The following is a 19,021-nucleotide window of genomic DNA, read 5'->3' as shown; positions in this document are numbered from 1 at the left end:
AAGTAGAACAATTCCCCTATCCTGAGCCTATGTGAAGCCTATGTCAAGTATAGAAAGGTATATACAAAGAGGCCCGTTCTTCAGCAGAACGGGCCTTTATTAATACGATAACTTACTTATTAGTAACCTTTTAGGAAGGTATTTATTTTAGCCTGGAGGTCGTTGCTCACGGGAAGGATGGGCAGGCGGAAAGTATTCTCTATGATCTTGTCGAAAGACAGGAATGCTTTGATACCGGCCGGGTTGTTTTCCATGAACATGAGGTCGAAGCCTTCGAGCATTTTGTAGTGGAGGCGGCGGCCTTCTGCTATGTTACCATCCAGGGTAGCTTTTACCATGGCGGAGAAATCTTTTGCGAAGTAGTTGGCAGCTACGGAAATCACGCCATCCATTCCGCAGGCAAGCTGGGGAAATGCCACGCCATCGTCTCCGCTGATCACCAGGAAGTCTTTGGGTTTATCGCGGATGATCTGCATGCATTGGAGCATATCGCCGGAAGCTTCTTTCATGGCTACGATGTTCTCTACCTCATGGGCCAGGCGCAGGGTTGTTTCTGCGGTCATATTACGGCCGGTGCGGGCAGGAACATTGTACAATATGATAGGTTTGGGAGAAGCGGCCGCGATGGCTTTATAGTGCTGGAAGATCCCTTCCTGCGTTGGTTTGCTGTAAAAAGGAGATACGCTCAGAATAGCCGCAGCATCGTCCAGCGGGCATTTTTCCAGCCGGCTTACAACATCCGCGGTGCTATAATCACCAATTCCTACTACAACGGGCACCCGTTTACTTACCTTCTCGAACGTAAATTTTATCAGGTCCAGTTTTTCATCAGAAGAGAGGGTGGGTGTTTCTCCGGTGGTACCTAAAGTAACCACATAGTTCACTCCTCCTTCGATCACATGATTGATCAGCCTCTCCAGGCCTGTCCAATCAATCGCTCCGTTTGTAGTAAAGGGCGTAACCAGTGCAACACCAGTTCCCCTTAATTGTTGCTGTAACATATCTAGTGTATCAAATAGCGCTTGCTGCCCTTGAAAAAATGCAAATATGAAAATTTGGATCGGTTCACGCAATAAAAGCGCATTATTTTATTTAGCGTTCTTCGTAAAAGCCCATATTCGAGAATTTGTCTATCCGTTGTTCGATGCGGGTATCCGGATCGATCTTCTTCACTTCTGCGAGGGTAGACTTTAACTTTGCTTTAAGGATGGCTGCCATTTCTTCATGGTTGGAATGTGCGCCGCCTATGGGTTCGGGGATCACACCATCTACAAGACCGAACTGGCTCATGTAGGAGGAAGTGAGTTTCAGTTCTTCTGCTGCTTTTTCCTTAAAGTTCCAGCTGCGCCAGAGGATGGTGGAGCAGTTTTCCGGGGAGATCACTGTATACCAGCTGTTTTCCAGCATGAAAATACGGTCGCCTATACCAATTCCCAATGCACCGCCTGAGGCACCTTCTCCAATGATCACGCAGATTACCGGCACTCTCAGTTTCACCATTTCAAACAGGTTACGGGCAATCGCTTCGCCCTGTCCCCTTTCCTCTGCTTCCAGACCGGGATAAGCTCCCGGCGTGTCTATGAGGGTAACAATGGGTTTGTTGAACCTTTCTGCCAGTTTCATAAGGCGGAGGGCTTTGCGGTAACCTTCCGGATTGGCCATTCCGAAATTACGGATCTGGCGCATTTTGGTATTGATACCTTTCTGCTGCCCGATGAACATCACGGTTTCGCCATCCAGGTCGGCAAACCCGCCTACCATAGCCTTATCATCCTTCACATTCCTGTCACCATGCATTTCCACGAAGTTGGTGGTCATGCGTTCGATGTACTCAAGGGTATATGGCCTGTCCGGATGGCGGCTCAGTTGTACCTTTTGCCAGCTGGTCAGATTATTATAGATGTTCTGCTTAGTGTCGCTGATTTTTTGTTCGTACTCGCTTACGGTTGCCGAAACATCCACACCGGACTTAACGCCGTTCTCCTTCAGTTTTTCCAGTTGTTCGTACAGATCCGCAATCGGTTTTTCAAAATCCAGAAATTGCATTATACAGATTTAAAAAGGTTAAAGTACGTCATAAAGATAGTAAACCCCGAACAAGTGCCCCAAAAGTGCATTCAGATACAGGGAGTTGCTTAAAAAAAGATAAACCCGGCAAACCCGGGTCTGAAAATGCCCGAACCTTTTAGAAACTCAGGGCGGCAAAAGTAGTACAATTAAGGTTATATAACAATATTTTGGTTTTTAAGGCCTGTTTTCTCCCTGGAAAGGAAAAGCCCCCGATCTATCGGAGGCCTTTCTGGCATAGGTATGAAACAGGGACCAGGGAATAAACGTGGTTTCCGTTTAACAGATCAGGGTGTGATAGTTACCTGAACTTCCTTCACGTTTGTTTTGCTTTCGTATACGGTTGTATTGGCAGCTTCAAAAGTGGCTTTGTAATTACCTGCTCCTTTATAGATATAGAAAGAGGAGGTGATGGCGTTGGAAGAAATGTTCTTCAGTGAGGTACCTGCATCCGGTATGGCCCTGTTGAGGATCAGCCCTTTTGTGATCACCCAGCTTTCTGCTTCTTCACTTTGAGCAGCACCGCCGGTAACTTTGAGGTTGGTGGCAGACACTACCCATTTCACAGCAGGATTCTTCATAGGTACCACAGCCCAGGAAGCTCCGGCAAGATCAGCTGCCACAGGCATTTTGGTCCAGTTATCTTCCAGCAGGTTGGTCACTGTAAAAGTTGGAATGGTCCAGGTCCTTTGCGCAGAGGTGCTTTTGATGCCCGTGTATTTGAAAGCGATGTACACAGGTTTGCCATCGTTCACAAATTCAGAAAGATCTACGATCCCTGAAGGTGTGTTATTGGTACCGGCAGACAGTGTGGCCTTGCCGGTGATATTTGTCCAGTGTGTATTTGGACTGTAGATTGTGGCGGAATCATATACACCGGGGAAATCTGTGGAGATCATCAGTGCGAGTGAATTTGTTTGCGAGCCGGTTTGCATGTAAGAGGTGAACTGCAGCTGGGGCGTTCCTTTCGCGGAAGTTCTTTTGCGGAACTCATACTGATGGGAACTGTCTCCTGCATAAAAAGTGATGTTATAGGGGTTTCCGGTAAAGGAAAAGAATGAAGTATCCCCTAATGCATAGGCAGCACTTTTTGATGTAACGGAAAATTCCGGCGCAGGCACATCCTTTGTGTTACAGCTGGCTGCAACAAAGGTTCCGGCGAGTATATACAATAGCTTCTTCATAAAATCATTTTAATGTTCTGTTAACGATTACCATCCGGGATTTTGCACCATTAACTTGTTCAAAGACATTTCATTGGATGGAATAGGATATAACAAATGTCTTTCTGAAACACGTTCTGCTGCGGTGGCTGCATATTGATAAGTGGCCGTAGCGCGTGCTTTAATTTCCAGTGCCTGATCTCTCATGGCGGTGAGGTATAGCCCCCAGCGGATCAGGTCCTGTTTGCGTAATCCTTCGAAACAGAGTTCCATGGCCCTTTCGTCCTGCACCGCTTTACGGAAGGATGTTTGATCCAGGCCTGTGAGGTCTGCTGTAACATCCGGCGTGCCGGCAGGTTTGCCATATCCCCTTCTCCTTACCATATTAATATATTGGTAAGCGTTAGCAGGGCCGTTCACTTCGTTTTCTGCTTCTGCCAGCATCAACAGTACATCTGCATAACGCAGGATGGGGAAGTTAGTGGGTGTGTAGTTCTTATTCAGCGGACGCAATAATTCAAATTCCCTGCGCCATTTCGCGCAATTGCGGGCATAGATATTATTGGCCGCAATGTTAGCTTTTACACCAGTGGCATTAAGGGTATAGGTTGAAATGGCCCAATCCCTTCTGAGGTCGCCGGCTTTGTAGAGGTTGAATAATTTGTAGGTGGTGCTGTTAAAACCATAGGCGTAACCTACCACCTGGTCATTAGAAGAAGAACATTTTACGCCGTTCTCATTTCCGATCCGTCCGCCGATCCTGTTGGCATCGCTGTTATTGCCCCAGTTACCGGTTTCCCATATGCATTCTTTCCATTCATCAATATCCTGGCATTCGTTGATATAGATCTGTGAATAGCTGGGGTTCAATTCATGTACATTGGATTGCACTACTTTCAGTGCATACTGGCGGGCATCTTCGTACTTAGCGGTTGCTTTCAAAGGTTCACCGGCCCATTGCAGGTATACCCTGGCTAATATGCCCTGTACAGTTGATCTTGAGATACGTTCTGTATTACCGATGGCTGTTACTACATCCACTGCGGCTTCTGCTTCTTTCATTTCCTTCTCAATGAATGTATAAACATCCTTCATGGGTGTTCTTGCAAGGTCTACATTATTTACAGAAGAAGAAGGTGTTGTTTTCAATGGAACATCACCCCAATATTGTACGAGCGTGAAATAATAGAATGCGCGGAGGAATTTCAGTTCTCCGATCAATACGGCCTTTTTGGTATCGTCCATTTTGGCTTTACCTATATTGGCCAATACCACATTGGCCCTTTCGATGCCGGAGTAAAGATATGTCCACATTTCTGTTACGGTTACATCTGATGCGTCGTATGTGAACCACCATGGACCGATGGGCTGGTTGGTGACAGAGTAGAAAGATTCATCTGTACTGGCGTTGTGGCGGATAGGGATCCTTCCGCCCCACATGAATTCCATGGCTGCAATACTGTAAACACCTGCTACTGCCGCATTCACTTCTGCCTCATTATTATAGTAGTTAGTTGGTGATACAGATGAAATAGGTTTTTTATCGAGGAACTTGCTGCACCCGCTCACTATAACGAGTAAAACAAGGCTTGTAATGGAAAGTATCTTTTTCATACAAGAGAATTATTTTTTTATAAAGAAAGATTAAGACCGAAAGTGATGGTTCTGGCTCTCGGGTAGGAAGAATAATCGAATCCGGGGGTGAGGGCTGAATAGCCAATCCCTACCTCTGGATCTGAACCGGTATATTTCGTCCAGGTGATCAGGTTCTGAGCAGATGCGTACAGGCGCAGGCTCTTGATCTTTGCTCTATTCAGCAATGCTGCAGGCAGGGTGTACCCGATAGCGGCAGTTTTCAAACGCAGGAAAGATCCGTCTTCGAGTGTACGGGTGGAATATACATATCCAAACTGGCCACCTGCACGCGGCATAGTGGTTGCTGTATTATCCGGCGTCCACCTGCTTTCAAAGGTTTTATACTGGTTGAGATAGGATTTATTACCTGTTTCAAAATTGATCCTGTTACCGTTCATGATCTCGTTACCGTAAGACCATTGGAAGAAGATATTCAGGTCGAAGTTCTTATACCTGAAATTGTTGGTGAAGCCGCCGATGTGTACGGGCAGGCCTCTTCCTATAACAGTACGGTCATCCACATTCACTACACCATCTCCATTCAGGTCCCTGTATTTGATATCACCGGGCTGGATAGCTGCGCGGGTATTGCCGTTGGTTGGTCTGTCGTCTTTCAGCAGATAGCTGCCGTTGGGAAGTTTATTGAAATCGTCATACTGATACACGCCATCCCAGATAAAGCCATAGAACTGCCCCATCGGCTGGCCGATCTTTGCGATGTACAATGGCACAGTGGCATACCAGGAATCCCAGCTCATGGAAGAGGTCATGGATTCCTGGTTTTGCGTTAATGCCAGGATCTTGCTCTTATTGAAGGAGATATTGAAACCGCTGCTCCAGCTGAAACCATTTTTGTTAGTTGGTTTGATGTTGACGGTATTCAATGAGATCTCCAAACCTTCGTTGCTTGTTTTGCCTACGTTCTTGAAGGCAGAACCATAACCCGTGGTGGGAGGTAATTTTGCATTCAACAGGAGGTCTGAAGTTGTTTTTTTATAATAATCAACGGAGAGGGATATACGGGATTTGAAGAAATCCACATCCAGTCCCACATCAGTTTGCGCGGTGTTCTCCCATTTCAGGTCTTCACTGGCGAGTGAAGTGGGAACGGCACTTTGCTGTAACTGGTTACCAAATGAATAGTACGAATTACGTACTGCAAAATCGAGCAGCGCATAGGTTGCATATTCACTTACACGGTTATTTCCTGTAATACCCCAGCTGGCACGCAATTTAGCATCATTGATAATACGGATGTTCTTCATGAACTTTTCGCCCTTGATCTTCCAGGCAAAAGCTGCGGAAGGGAAATAGCTCCATTGATTGGTAGACCTGAATTTGGAAGAACCATCTGAACGGAAAGAAGCAGTAAGCAGATAGCGTTCTCTGAAAGTGTAGTTCACCCTGGCTAATGCAGAGGCCATAGACCATTCAGATTCGCGGGAAGTGATGGGTTGCGGAACACCCTGGCTGAGACCACTCAGGCCAAGACTTTCATTCGGCAATTGGTTGGCAGACATGCCGTAAGCGCTGCTCTTATTTCCCTGCAATGTAAAACCGGCGACTGCGTTGATGCGGTTGTTCTTATTGATCTTCTTATCATACACCAGCGTATTTTCATTCAGCCAGGTAGAAGATTCATAATACATGATGGACCCGTTCACTTTATAGACGGTGTTAGGGTTACCACTTCTTGTGAGCGAATTATTGAAGGCATCGTTGCGCTGTGTATTCTTATTGATACCTCCGGATACACGCAGCATCAGTTCCGGCAGGATCCTGTATTCGCCAAAACCATTGGCGATGAGGTTATTCACATTCCGCAGGCGGTATTCATTTTCTGCACTCAGAAAAGGATTGATGCGATAATCCGTACCGGAGTTCACCATATCATCTATCAGTTCATCTTCAAAATCTTCATTGATAGGTTTAGAAGAGTTGATAGGGCCGGCAGGTCTGTAACCCCATGCGCTGTACAGCAGGTTGTTCATGGAAGAACCACTGAGTGCGGAAGGAGATGTACCCGTTGTTTTGGTAGTAGTATAACTAAGGTTACCGCCTACTTTTATCTTATCGTTCACCTGCTGGTCAAGGCTCACTTTGCCCTGGTAACGCTTAAATGCAGAGTTGATGATAGTTCCCTGCTGATCTAAGATCTGGCCGGATACCGCATATTTTGTTTTTTCCGTACCGCCGGACATAGAGATGGAGTGGTTCTGCATAGGCGCTACCCGGTACAGTTTCTTCTGCCAGTTGATGCTGGGTACGTTCTTGTAATCCTCTACTGTTGCACCATTGGCGAGGTAAGTGAGGTCCAGGTCACCTGCTTTGATCTCCTGCTGCAATTTCACGAATTCATAGGCATCCATTACCGGGATCTCCTGGATGTTCTGCTGAAAACCGTACCAGGTATTGTAACGAATGGATGGTGCGCCGAGCTTACCTCTTTTGGTGGTAATAATAATTACACCGTTTGCACCTCTTGCTCCATAGATAGCAGTAGCAGAGGCATCCTTCAATACATCAATAGATTCAATATCGTCCGGATTGAGGATATTATTATCCGCTGTTTCAATGGGGAATCCGTCGATTACATAGAGCGGATAGTTGTCCTGCGTGAGGGAGTTGTTACCGCGGATCACGATCCGGGAATTGGTTCCGGGCTGGCCTTCGGCAGAAGAAACCTGCACACCTGCTACCCTTCCGGCCAGCGCTTCATCGAAAGAAGAAACAGGGGCTTTGTTCATATCTTCCATGCTTACACTTCCTACGGAACCGGTAAGGTCTTTTCTTTTCCTGGTACCATAACCGATCACCACAGTTTCATTCAGTTCACTGGCTAAAGTAGACAGTGTTACCTGTATGTTGCCCTGCCCGTTCACGGCTTCCTCGTAACGGGTATAACCTATGATAGTAAATACGAGTGTTCCTTTCGGCGGAACATTTCCCAGTTCGTACTCTCCTTTTTCATTTGTGGATGTACCGATACCGGCACCTTTCACTGCAACGGAAACCCCGGGTACAGGTTCTCCGGTGGCAGCGTCCACCACTTTACCTTTTACGCGAATGGGCTTAGTATCGGCCACAGGTACGGGTGGTTTACTTTTTGCTTTTTCGATCAGCACTTTACCGGATACTACCTGGAAATCCAGCTGTAATGGTGTGAGTATCTTTTTGATGACGTTGTTAACGGTTTCGTTAGCAGCGGATAAATTTACCGAGGCCTGAAAAGCGGCGTCGTTAGACGTGTATACAAATGGCACGCCTGATTCTTTTGTGATTGTTTTCAACGCGTCCTTTAAAGGCTTGTTCTTAAAGTTGACGGTGATCTTCTTTGACAAGTCCGTCTGGCCCATACTTTCCAGGGAAGTAGCCATGATCATAACGATGGCAGTGAAAGCCAGGAATAGTTTTTTCCACATAACTTTGATTGATTGTAATAGACATGAGATAATTTCCGTGGTTGCGCAATACATTCCTGCAACCATTTCATAGACTTAAAAGGAATCTTTGAACATAGCCAATTATTAATAGTGAATAAATCTTTACCGGGGGATGGACTACTTACATCCCTTTCCTGAGAGATGGATCAATGCTCCTTCTCTTTTAATTTTCGTTTCGGTTAAAGTGGTAATGATCTTCAGGATCTCCTCCAGTGGCTCTGTATCGAATTCGCCGTTGAAACGGCAATCGGACAGGTTCTTGCCTGAGAGAACGATCTGAACATTGTATTTGTAGGATAATCTTTCCGCCACTTCTGCCAATGGCGTTTCTTCGAATATCAGTTTGCCTTCGCTCCAGGCGATTGCATTTTCCGGTTTATCTACAATGGATGTAATTAATGTGGCTTTGCCCGGATTAAAAGTGGCCCTTTGTTTAGGCAGTACGGTCACACTTTTATGCGAAAGCGTATCCATCACCGCTACCTTTCCGCTGAGTACCGTTACGGACAATTGCGGAGAGTTCTTATAGGCCGTGATATTAAAAGTGGTGCCCAATACGGTGGTATTGAGGGCGCCGGCATGAATGATAAATGGTTTCTGCGCGTCCGTAGCTACATCAAAGAAGGCTTCTCCTTCCAGCGTAATTTCTCTTGTATCTCCTGTAAAGCGCTCTGGATAAGTTAAGATACTACCAGCATTGAGGGTAATGACCGTATTATCCGGCAGTGTTACCTTTTTAGTAGTATGAAAAGGCACTTTCACCGCCAGCTGGTTTACTTTTTCAGGAGCCTGTGTAAAATACCAGGCCCCGCCAGCGGTTACCAGCAGACCAGTTACTATGGCGGCAATACGGATAAATCCTTTCCAGGGAGAGCGGGTGCGGCTCATAATACCGGCTATCATTTCCTCCTTTTCTTCCGCCGGCATCCTGATGGCGGGCTGTTCCCAGCCTTGTTCCATATAATCCTCCAGCCAGTTTTCCGGCTCATCCTGCAACCACAATTCCACCTCCCTGATCTCGGCCGGGGTTGCTTCTCCCTTTAAAAACCTTTCCAGTATTTCTCGGTTCATATGCATACAACACGTTTTTTAATTAAAATGCCTATACACCCTTTGCAATTCTTAACTTTTGCTTAACTTTCGAACTGTAGATTTGCTGAAATGAAGCCGATTCGTAACATATCGCAAGAACGATTTAAGCGCATTGTGGAGGATACTTTTGATCGTTTGTATGCATCCCTGTATCTGCTGTGTAACAATAAACAGCTGAGTGAGGATATCATGCAGGAAACCTATATCCGGTTATGGAAGAATATTGAACAGGTGCAGGATGATCACACCATTATTATTTTGCTGAAAACATACGCGCGGAATATATTCCTGGACGAAGTGAGAAGTGCGGCGAGGAAAAATGCATCTCTTTCCAGGCATTCACCGGAAGAAACAGTGGAATCTCCGGAAGATTGCTTTAAGAACAGGGAGCTGAATACGGCTATCCAGTCTGCCATCAAAAAGTTACCGCGGCAGCAGCAGATCATTTTCCGTTTACATAAGGAACATGCGATGAGTTACAAACAGATCTCGGCACGGATGAATATAGGTACGGGAACTATTGAGGTACATATGAACCGTGCATTGAAAACATTAAAACAACATCTCTCCCATTTACAGGGAACAGAATAAAAAGAAAAAGAGGCTTTTCAGGGCCTCTTTTTTTATAATTAGTCTTTCAAACCAAGGTATTCCTGCACAGCTTTATAATTCTTCCAATCCACAGCAGGCGCCTGCCTGGCAGTTTGCCCACCCGGGATCAGGATGTAGCGGTATTGCAATTGTTTTCCGTTTGCCCCCGTAACTGTGCTAACATCTCCATTAGACGCTAAATATATTTCTCCTTTATAAAAGGTGGTAGTTATATTGAGACCTCCAAGGTATACAGCATCAAATAAAGGCAATGGATCTACTTCCAGTGCAGTAGCAGTGCCCCAGTTAATGTAAACCTTTATTTCTCCGTTACTCAATATTGCATCTGTTAGTTTGGGAGCAGGTATTGTTGCATCAAAGCCAACTCCAACACCCTGCTGATTCCTCAGCGTGTCAAACTTCACATCCAGCCAGCCAGAGTAAATAACATTGGCTGTTCCGGGAGCTCCGTTTCCACCAGCAGGGCCGGCGGGACCAGCAGGACCGGCAGGGCCGGCAGGACCAGCGGGACCAGCAGGGCCGGCAGATCCATCTTTGGAACAGGAAACAAAAAATACTGCTACGGCCATAAGCGAAACGTATAAGATTCTGGTCATAATGCTCTTCATAAAAAAAAGTTGATTTGGTTATTAAAATAGGTAGTGATATTCTTTATGTTTTATAAAGTCGGAAGCATGGGCGGTAAATTATTATATGTGTTACAATCTGGTTGATATATTATTGTGGTCCAAACAATCTCTTTCACAGTACACTCTGACAATAGGGGATCTGAACGGTGCGACAGTTGCATCTTCACTGTATTTAAGTTACAATTAAAATCGATGCTTTTTTCAATTTTTACAGGGCTTTTTTACAGGCTGTTCTTTTGCCGATATATCAATAATCCCGTTAAAATTATTGATATATCGCTAATCTTTTTCCCAGTTTTTCATTTAAAATATTGTATTTCAATGTATTGCAAACAGGGCACAGAGATTGGATAATGTATGGCCTAATTACATGAGCCATGAACATATCCACTATCAGCGAATTTGAAATACATACCCTGGAATGGTTCGCTAAAAACCAGGTTAACACCAGACACAATACATATGAGATCCTGTGGGTGAAACGGGGCGAGGGCTTCCTGAAAATGGGACCTGAGGAATCTGAGATCAGCGGGCAAACCATTTATTGTTTACAACCTGGCCGGTTAAAGCAACTGGTACCGGCAGAAAGGATGGAAGGATATTACATTTCCCTGTCCGCCGATTTTCTGCAGCTCGCAGAAACCACCCTGAGCTTTTCCCTGCTGTCTGCCCAAAACGATCTTTTGCAGATACCTATTGATGAGGAAACAGAAGCTGAGGTGGAAGAGATCCTTGGCAAAATGAGGAAAGAATTCATCAATTACTTTTCGTTCCGGTTAGAGGTGCTGAAAGGTTTGTTCAAGATCTTCCTGCTTTATACTTCCCGAAAGTATTCCTACCCGGTGACCTTTACAAAAGATGCTGAGTTGCTGCGCCGGTTCATGCAGTTACTGAAAGAACATTTCATTACCAAGAAAATGGTTACAGATTATGCTTATGAACTAAACATTACTCCCAGTTATCTCAACCAGGTAGTAAAAAAGCTCTCCGGTTATACCGCCAGTTACCATATCCAGCAATACCTGGTGAAGGAGGCAAAAAGACTGGCCATCCATTCCAACCGCAGTATGAAGGAAATTGCTTACGCACTTGGGTTTAACGATATGGCGCATTTCAGCAAGTTCTTTAAAAATAATTCCGGTGTTAACTTCACTAATTTCAAGAAAGGCATTTCCCTTATGATCCAGCATTAACAATACTTTCGGGGAATAATTTAAGAAATTAAAAAGTCGAAAAACGTATCTTAGCAGCACATGTCCCCTACTTATGATACGATATTTGATAAGATGTTTTTTTCTCCTATGCGTATGTATATTCTTACAGAATGTGGTTGACGGGCAATCTCCCCAGAGCAGTTATGACATACTTAAACAACGGTTGTTAGTTGCCGGTACAGGTAATTTTATCTATAACGAAAGCCGGGGCCTGATAGATCGGGACAGCGCCAACCTGTTTGCATGCAGGATGTATGGGTACAACCGTTTACTGCCATATAACGAGGGGTTCAGTGATGGTGTTATTTCTCCCACCAGTAAACTGATCGATGCGGGGAAGATAGGAGTGATCACCAACCTGTTGAACTATACGGAGGGGATGAACAAAACGAGGATCCTGCTGGAACTGGGTGCTTATTATCTTTTTAAACCCGGTAATGAGAAAGCAGATCTGGATAGTGCCTGGTCCTTCCTTCAACAGGCGAATGCAAATGCAGAACCTGAATGCCTTAGCCTGCTGGGGAAATACTACTACCAGGCCGGCAATATCGCAGAAAGCCAAAAGTGTTTTTCGAAGGTGGTGGATATTGCAGGAACTGATCCTGCAAGCCTTGCGCCGGCTTATGAAAACCAGGGGAAATACCTGCCGGATAATGATCCTAAAAAAATAAGTTACCTGGAAAGATCGCTGGAGCTTTACCATAAGTTGCAGATGAAGGAAAAGGAAATAGAGGTAAGGATGTATATCGCGGATATTAACCGGCCCCTTGCAGAAAAGCAATGGCAGCAAATATTGCTCCTTCAGAAGGCCATTGGTTTCCGTCATACTTTATATGCAGATTATGCACTTTCCTGTTTAGCTGATCAGAAAGCAGACCATAAAAGCGCACTTTCTTACGCGCGGCGGGCTATAGATAATATGCAGGAAACGGGAGACGCAGCCCTGGCCTGTCTTTTTTACACCAGGATGGGAGCTGTGTACAGTCATTTCAATAAACCGGAAGAAGCATTGGCCTGGTATGAGAAGTCCTATGCAGGAAAGAAGAATACGGCCACACAGGACTTCTGGTACAAAGGTTTTATCAGTGCGGCTAACCTGCTGGCATTTTTAGGGCGGGCTGAAGAAGCATTATCCCTCATGCAGGAAGTAACAGCCAGCTTCCCTCCTGCCAATACTTTCGATAAAATGCGCCTGGCCTTTATTAAAGGGTATAGCTATGAACATCTGAAAGACAATACACTGGCGGCGGTGAACTATGATACTTTCACTTCCATGGCAGAGCAGTTTCCGTTGCCCTCCAATTATACAGAAACACCGGATGCATTCTACCAGGTATCCCTTTTCTATTTCAACCAGGGGCAAATGGCGAAAGCGAGGACCTACCTCCAGAAAGCGCTTGATTTTACTTCCGGCAGCATGGGTATTCAAAACCTGGCCGGCATTCATCTGCTGTTTTCCAAACTGGATTCGGCGGCCGGGAGATATGCATCTGCTTTACAGTATCGTATCAAATATGCTTTTTACCGGGATTCCCTGCTCAGCAATCAAATGCAGGAGTTAAGGGCCAGGTATGAAACGGAGAAGAAAGATCAGAACATTCAGTTACTTACACAATCCGGCAAACTGCAACAGGCCGCATTACAACAATCCGGTTTCCTGCGTAATATTATACTTGGGGGGCTTGTAGTAATACTGATCATTGCAGGATTACTTTACTGGTTGAAACGGGTGACGAATAAAAAGAACACGGACCTGCAGCACCTGGCGCATGAGAAGGAATGGCTGCTGAAAGAAGCGAATTACCGGGTGAAAAATAATCTTCAGACCATTGTAAGCCTGCTGGGCTCTCAATCCTCTGTGCAGGACAGCCAGAACAGGATCTACGCCATGTCCCTCATCCACCGGAGATCAGAAAATGCAGCGGCTGTAGACATTCGTTCCTATTTGCCCGAACTGGTGAACCACCTGCGCGAAAGTTTTGATGTAAACCGGCAGATCCATATTCATCTGCACATTCCTCCTCTTGAACTGGATGTATCACAAGCTGTACCTGTTACCCTGATCATCAATGAAGCACTCACTAACGCTATCAGGTATGCTTTTCCCCGGAAAGAGATCGGGCAGGAGATCAGTGTTTGCATGGAGCAGGGAGATGATCATGAGATAACCCTTACGATTGCAGACAATGGCATTGGCGTGCTGCCAGACCTCGACAGTCATTTAGGATTAAAACTTATGGATGGCCTGGTAGATGATATAAATGGGACATTTGCCATCAGATCAGCAGAAGGCACTACTGTTTCCATCCACTTTATAGCTAAGACACCTTTGCATAAAGCCCATCATGTTGTATGAGAGAAATCCTGATCGTTCATAGTACTGTTACGCGCTTTTCTTTTAGAACAACCTTAGCTGAACACCTTTTACCTTTCCAGGTGGCTTCGCTTTTCCAAACACGGTGCGCCCACCATATTTCCAGGAATCATTTTTTTCCTTTTCTATCAATGCTTCAAAACGGTCGTTAGGCACAAAATCTTTTTCTGCTATTGCGGCGAGTTTGTGTAATGATCTGATTGCTTCCTGTTTATCCTGGTTGCCCAGCTTTGCTTTATGTACAGCTGTTTGAAGGGTAGCAATGGTTTCATCATATACTTTAACGGGAACAGGGAAAGGATGACCATCTTTTCCGCCATGTGCAAAAGCGAAACGGGCAGGATCTTTGAACCGTGATGGTGTTCCATGGATCACTTCACTCACTAGAGTTAAAGACTGTATCGTGCGGGGACCTACTCCTTTCAGCAACAATAACTCTTCAAAATCATGTAAAGGATGTTCATTGGCCAGCCATAATACAGCGCCTAATCTTTTAAGGTCTACGTCTTTCGCTTCTAATGCGTGATTGTCCGGCATAATGAGGTGCCGGATCTCCCGGATCATCTGTTCCGGTTCCTCCTTCATCAGCTGTAACATTCCTTTGCGTGTATCTCCGGCCTCTTTTGCAGTGAGGTTCAATATCAGGCCCTGGTTATGGCCACAGACCGCGGTATGCGGTTCTTCAATAAAAGAATCGATCTGCCCGGAATGCCAGTGATACCGCCGTGCTTTTTTATTCCCGGCATTCATGCCCTGCTGAATAACCGTCCAGTCACCTTTACTGCTTACAATAAAATTATGCGTGTATAACTGGAAGCCATCCTGCACAGCTGTATTATCTACTTTTGCGCTCAGCTTACTGCACCTTACAAGATATTCTCCATCCAGCCCTGTCTGGTCTGCGATCTTCAATAATTCTTCCGGCGTTTCCAGGGAAAACTTCCCTTTTCCGCCACAGATGAAGATGCCAAATTCTTTAGCATGGGGGTTAACCGCCCTTTTTAAAGCGCCCATCACAGAAGTGGTGATGCCGGAAGAATGCCAGTCCATTCCCATTACCGCTCCCAGGCTCTGGAACCAGAACGGGCTGCTCATACGGCTTAAAAAGGCCGCCTGTCCATATTCCGCGAGGATAGACTCCGTGATAGCCAATCCCAGCTTTGCCATCCTTTCTGCCAGCCATTTGGGAACGTAGCCATAATGCAAAGGCAGATCTGCTGATCCGGCGTGTTTCATACTAACAAATTTAGCATTTTTTAGTATGACAAGTGCGTTATAAGCTTAAAGATCTTATGAAAACGAAATACTTGTTACAGTGCATGGTAAACAACCGGAACGGGTTATGGAACAACCATTAGGTGCTAATAGGTGCTAACGTGCTGCATATTGATGCCAGCTACCGCCCGAGCAGGAAATAATAGCTTCCACCACTCTTTTAGTTTCATGCGGGTCCCTTACCTGTATGCAATCCACCCCTGTCTGGCGGGCGGGATGATCATTCCCTCCTTCAAACAAAGCGTCGCCGATGAACAGCATATCTTTTATTGCCATGTTCAGGGTCTGATGCAGTTTCTGAATACCGTAGGCTTTATCGATGCCGGGTTTGGTAATATCGATGGACGTTTCTCCGCCCATCTGAATAGAAAATTCGGGGATCACTTTATCCAGTTCATCCTTTATGACCTTACGTTTGGCAAAATCAGGGTCCCAGTCTTTCTTCACCTCATGCGGCGCATCCTGGCCTAAACCGGAAAAAGTGATCTGGCTGCCCCTGTCTTCGATCTGCTCACCCCATATTCTAACAGGTGGCAGCGCTTTTACTATCCTATTGAGATGGGTGAGGATCTTTGCTTTTTCTTCCGCAGAAAAGTTCTCTGCATATAATTGTTTCCATTCCCCTTTATACTGGTAATATTTAGTGCCGCAGGTAGGCAGGAGAGAAAGGTTTTCATGCGAGGTAATATGAGACAGCACCTGTTTTTCAAACTGGCTCCAGTCCCCTCCCGAGATGATCGCTACTTTTACCACATGGAACAAACTTTCCAATAGCTGGGCCATCTCTTCATCCAATGCAGATTTACTTTCCGCTAAAGTGCCATCGAGGTCAAATATGATGAGTTGCTTCATATCAGTTCTTCCAGTATGTTCCGGGTAGATGCAAAATCCTGGTGATGGAAACTTTTTATTCCCATTTTGTCAGCCGCCTGCACGATCATGAGCCGGTCGTCAAAATAAACACATTCTTCCGGCGAGACCTGTGCTATTCCCATGGCGAGGCTAAAGATGCCCGGGTCTGGTTTGCGCATTCCTACTTCACAGGAGGAGATAAAAGCATCAAAACAATCATGCAGGCCGAACTTCTTAATACGGAAATCGTTGAGTTCCTTTCCTTCGTTATTAATTGAAATAACCCTGAAAGGGCATCTTAGTTTCCATGCTTTGAACCATTGCAGGAAGTCCGGCAGTTCAACAGACTCCGCGAACATAAATGTTCTGAAATCTTCCTTTGTAAAGTGCCTGGGGTGATTGAACACAACGGTGTTCAGGTAATCGTCCAGGGAGATCTTACCTATTTCGTACACATTAAAAATGAAGTTGTGCAATACTTCCATTTCTGTGTGATCCAGGCCAAATACCCTGGCGGCCTTTTGGCGTGACTGATGCCCCCATCCATTGTTCAGCAATACTCCCCCCACATCTGAAAAAATAACTTTTACCTTAGCGCTTGTCATGCAATAATGCTTTTGCTCTTTTTACAACATTATCTGTTGTGAACCCGTATTCTTTCAGCACTTCTTCACCGGGTGCGGATTCACCGAATTTATCGATACCTATAACATCTCCATCATCAGTTACATATTTCTGCCAGCCTAAGGGTGATCCGGCTTCTACTGCAAGGCGTTGCCGGAGTTTTTTGGGAAATACCTTTTCTTTATAAGCATTGTCCTGTTCTTCAAACAGCTCCCATGATGGCATGCTCACTACACGGGCCGCGATACCTTCTTCTTTCAATTGTTCCTGCGCTGCCAATAACAACTGTACTTCTGAGCCGGTACCTATTAAAATGATCTGCGGTGTTCCTGCTGATTCCGAGAGGATGTAAGCGCCCTTTTCCAGCTGGCAGTTCTTTGGGTCTATCACTGGTATTTCCTGGCGGGTTAAGATCAATGCTACCGGGCCATCCTTATGTTCCAATGCCACACGCCATGCTGCTACGGTTTCATTTGCATCTGCGGGGCGGATCATTACCAGACCAGGAACAGACCTTAAGCCGGCCAAATGTTCTACAGGCTGATGGGTTGTACCGTCCTCACCCAATCCTATACTATCGTGTGTGTAAATAAAGACAGACCGGATCTTCATGATTGCGGCTAACCTTACCGGTGGCCGCATGTAATCGTAGAATACCAGGAAGGTGGCGCCATAGGGGATCAGGTACTTACTCAGGGCCATTCCATTCAATATAGCACCCATGGCATGTTCCCTTATCCCGAAATGAAAAATACGGCCGCTGCGGTTATTGGCAGCAAAGGATGCATACTTTTCGAGATCAGTGTCTGTGGAAGGAGAAAGATCTGCAGCACCTCCTATCAATTGGGGCAGATAGTCCGCAATAGCATTCAGTGCTTTGCCGGAAGCTTTGCGGGTGGCCATCTTTTTCTCCCCTGCTTTGAACACCGGCAATTTTTCCTGCCAGCCATCCGGGAGTTTACCACTGCTGATCAGTTCGTATTCGTTTGCCAGCTCTTTATATTTTTCTTTGTAGGATTGATATAATTCATTCCATTGGGCTTCTTTCTGTATGCCTTTTTCTCCTGCTTCCCGGTAATATTTTTTTACATCCTCCGGCACTACAAAATATTTATCCGGGTCAAAGCCAAAATTCTTCTTCACCAGTTTCACTTCGTCTTCACCCAATGGTGCGCCATGCGCAGCAGCGGTGTCCACTTTATTCGGACTGCCATAACCGATGTGTGTACGTACTTTGATCAGGGAAGGACGGCTGGTTTCAGCCTGGGCATTTTTAATTGCAGCAGATAATGCCCCGAGATCATTACCATCCGGCAAGTCCTGGACATGCCAGCCATACGCTTCAAAACGTTTGGCCACATCTTCATCGATGGCCAGGGATGTACTTCCTTCAATCGTGATATGATTATCATCATAGAGGTAAATGAGATTGCCCAACTGAAGATGCCCGGCTATGGATGCAGCTTCTGCGGTAATACCTTCCATGATGTCCCCATCACTGCAGATGGCATAGATCTTATAGTCAAAAATATCAAAGCCGGGTTTATTGTAGCGTTCGGCCATGTATTGTTGTGCAATGGCAAAACCTACCCCATTGGCAAAACCCTGGCCTAAGGGACCAGTGGTCACCTCAATTCCTGGCAATAAACCATATTCAGGGTGGCCGGCGGTCCTGCTGTGTAACTGCCGGAAGTTTTTAAGATCATCCATGGTAACATCGTAACCTGTGAGGTGCATAAAGATGTATTGCAGCATACAGGCATGGCCGGCAGATAAAATAAAACGGTCCCTGTTGGCCCAGGAAGGATTGTGTGGATTATAATTCATGCTTTCCGTCCACAAAATGTGGCCGATCGGGGCAAGTCCCATGGGTGTTCCGGGATGACCGGATTTAGCTTTCTGTACTGCATCCGCAGCCAGTACACGTACGGTATTTATACCAGATTGTTCAACGGTTTTCATACACTATGAATAACAGGTATAGTGCCAAATAGTTCTTTGGGCTCCATAACAGCAAAAATCTGGGCTCCTCAACAAAACA

At 45.6% G+C, this 19,021-nt stretch carries 14 protein-coding genes; 3 read left to right on the top strand and 11 right to left on the bottom strand.

All coding sequences use genetic code 11. From position 1 onward, the window contains the following. Positions 1-119: 119 nt before the first annotated feature. The 6 genes from dapA to BUR42_RS27615 all read right to left on the bottom strand — a co-directional run bounded on the left by dapA (position 120) and on the right by BUR42_RS27615 (position 9,385). Complete coding sequence (gene dapA, locus BUR42_RS27640) at positions 120-1,001, bottom strand: 4-hydroxy-tetrahydrodipicolinate synthase (RefSeq protein WP_074242766.1); 882 nt, start codon at positions 999-1,001, stop codon at positions 120-122. A 91-nt stretch (positions 1,002-1,092) separates the two neighbouring features. After that, a complete protein-coding gene (locus tag BUR42_RS27635) occupies positions 1,093-2,046 on the bottom strand; it encodes an acetyl-CoA carboxylase carboxyltransferase subunit alpha (protein ID WP_074242765.1) in 954 nt (317 codons plus the stop codon). Positions 2,047-2,354: 308 nt separating this feature from the next. After that, positions 2,355-3,251 carry a DUF5017 domain-containing protein gene (locus BUR42_RS27630; protein ID WP_084185859.1) on the bottom strand — a complete coding sequence of 299 codons (897 nt, stop codon included), beginning with the start codon at positions 3,249-3,251 and terminating at the stop codon, positions 2,355-2,357. Between the two features lie 27 nt (positions 3,252-3,278). Next, positions 3,279-4,844 (bottom strand): RagB/SusD family nutrient uptake outer membrane protein, encoded by a 1,566-nt coding sequence (locus BUR42_RS27625; RefSeq protein WP_074242763.1) that lies wholly within the window; start codon positions 4,842-4,844, stop codon positions 3,279-3,281. Between the two features lie 17 nt (positions 4,845-4,861). Beyond that, entirely contained in the window at positions 4,862-8,287 is a 3,426-nt protein-coding gene (locus BUR42_RS27620; protein ID WP_234979816.1) for a SusC/RagA family TonB-linked outer membrane protein, read from the bottom strand. Between the two features lie 138 nt (positions 8,288-8,425). After that, complete coding sequence (locus tag BUR42_RS27615; protein WP_074242762.1) at positions 8,426-9,385, bottom strand: FecR family protein; 960 nt, start codon at positions 9,383-9,385, stop codon at positions 8,426-8,428. An 84-nt stretch (positions 9,386-9,469) separates the two neighbouring features. Here BUR42_RS27615 and BUR42_RS27610 point away from each other — a divergent pair, with 84 nt between their 5' ends. Next, entirely contained in the window at positions 9,470-9,991 is a 522-nt protein-coding gene (locus BUR42_RS27610) for an RNA polymerase sigma factor (RefSeq protein ID WP_074242761.1), read from the top strand. Positions 9,992-10,029: 38 nt separating this feature from the next. On the opposite strand, the gene BUR42_RS27605 is transcribed toward BUR42_RS27610, so the two are convergent. Further along, positions 10,030-10,608: a hypothetical protein gene (locus BUR42_RS27605; protein WP_200798373.1), complete on the bottom strand. Its 579-nt coding sequence runs from the start codon at positions 10,606-10,608 to the stop codon at positions 10,030-10,032. A gap of 410 nt (positions 10,609-11,018) precedes the next feature. Here BUR42_RS27605 and BUR42_RS27595 point away from each other — a divergent pair, with 410 nt between their 5' ends. Together BUR42_RS27595 and BUR42_RS27590 are read left to right on the top strand one after the other, a co-directional pair. Then, the gene (locus tag BUR42_RS27595; RefSeq protein WP_074242758.1) at positions 11,019-11,834 is read left to right on the top strand and encodes a helix-turn-helix domain-containing protein; all 816 of its coding nucleotides are present in this window, start codon (positions 11,019-11,021) and stop codon (positions 11,832-11,834) included. A 133-nt stretch (positions 11,835-11,967) separates the two neighbouring features. Then, a complete protein-coding gene (locus BUR42_RS27590; RefSeq protein ID WP_074242757.1) occupies positions 11,968-14,211 on the top strand; it encodes a histidine kinase dimerization/phosphoacceptor domain -containing protein in 2,244 nt (747 codons plus the stop codon). A gap of 42 nt (positions 14,212-14,253) precedes the next feature. On the opposite strand, the gene BUR42_RS27585 is transcribed toward BUR42_RS27590, so the two are convergent. From BUR42_RS27585 to tkt, 4 genes are all read right to left on the bottom strand, one after another. Then, positions 14,254-15,465 (bottom strand): DUF763 domain-containing protein, encoded by a 1,212-nt coding sequence (locus tag BUR42_RS27585; RefSeq protein WP_074242756.1) that lies wholly within the window; start codon positions 15,463-15,465, stop codon positions 14,254-14,256. A 135-nt stretch (positions 15,466-15,600) separates the two neighbouring features. Then, the gene (locus tag BUR42_RS27580) at positions 15,601-16,356 is read right to left on the bottom strand and encodes an HAD-IIB family hydrolase (RefSeq protein ID WP_074242755.1); all 756 of its coding nucleotides are present in this window, start codon (positions 16,354-16,356) and stop codon (positions 15,601-15,603) included. Then, positions 16,353-16,961 carry an HAD family hydrolase gene (locus tag BUR42_RS27575; RefSeq protein ID WP_074242754.1) on the bottom strand — a complete coding sequence of 203 codons (609 nt, stop codon included), beginning with the start codon at positions 16,959-16,961 and terminating at the stop codon, positions 16,353-16,355. Before BUR42_RS27575 ends, BUR42_RS27580 begins: the two co-directional genes overlap by 4 nt. Then, on the bottom strand, positions 16,948-18,942 hold the full coding sequence (gene tkt / locus BUR42_RS27570) for a transketolase (RefSeq protein WP_074242753.1): 1,995 nt from the start codon (positions 18,940-18,942) through the stop codon (positions 16,948-16,950). The genes BUR42_RS27575 and tkt overlap by 14 nt, the downstream gene beginning before the upstream one ends. Between the last annotated feature and the right edge of the window lie 79 nt (positions 18,943-19,021).

The organism is Chitinophaga niabensis (assembly GCF_900129465.1).
Classification (GTDB): domain Bacteria; phylum Bacteroidota; class Bacteroidia; order Chitinophagales; family Chitinophagaceae; genus Chitinophaga; species Chitinophaga niabensis.
Note: the sequence above shows the minus strand (reverse complement) of the source record. Positions and strands in the feature narration are given on the sequence as shown.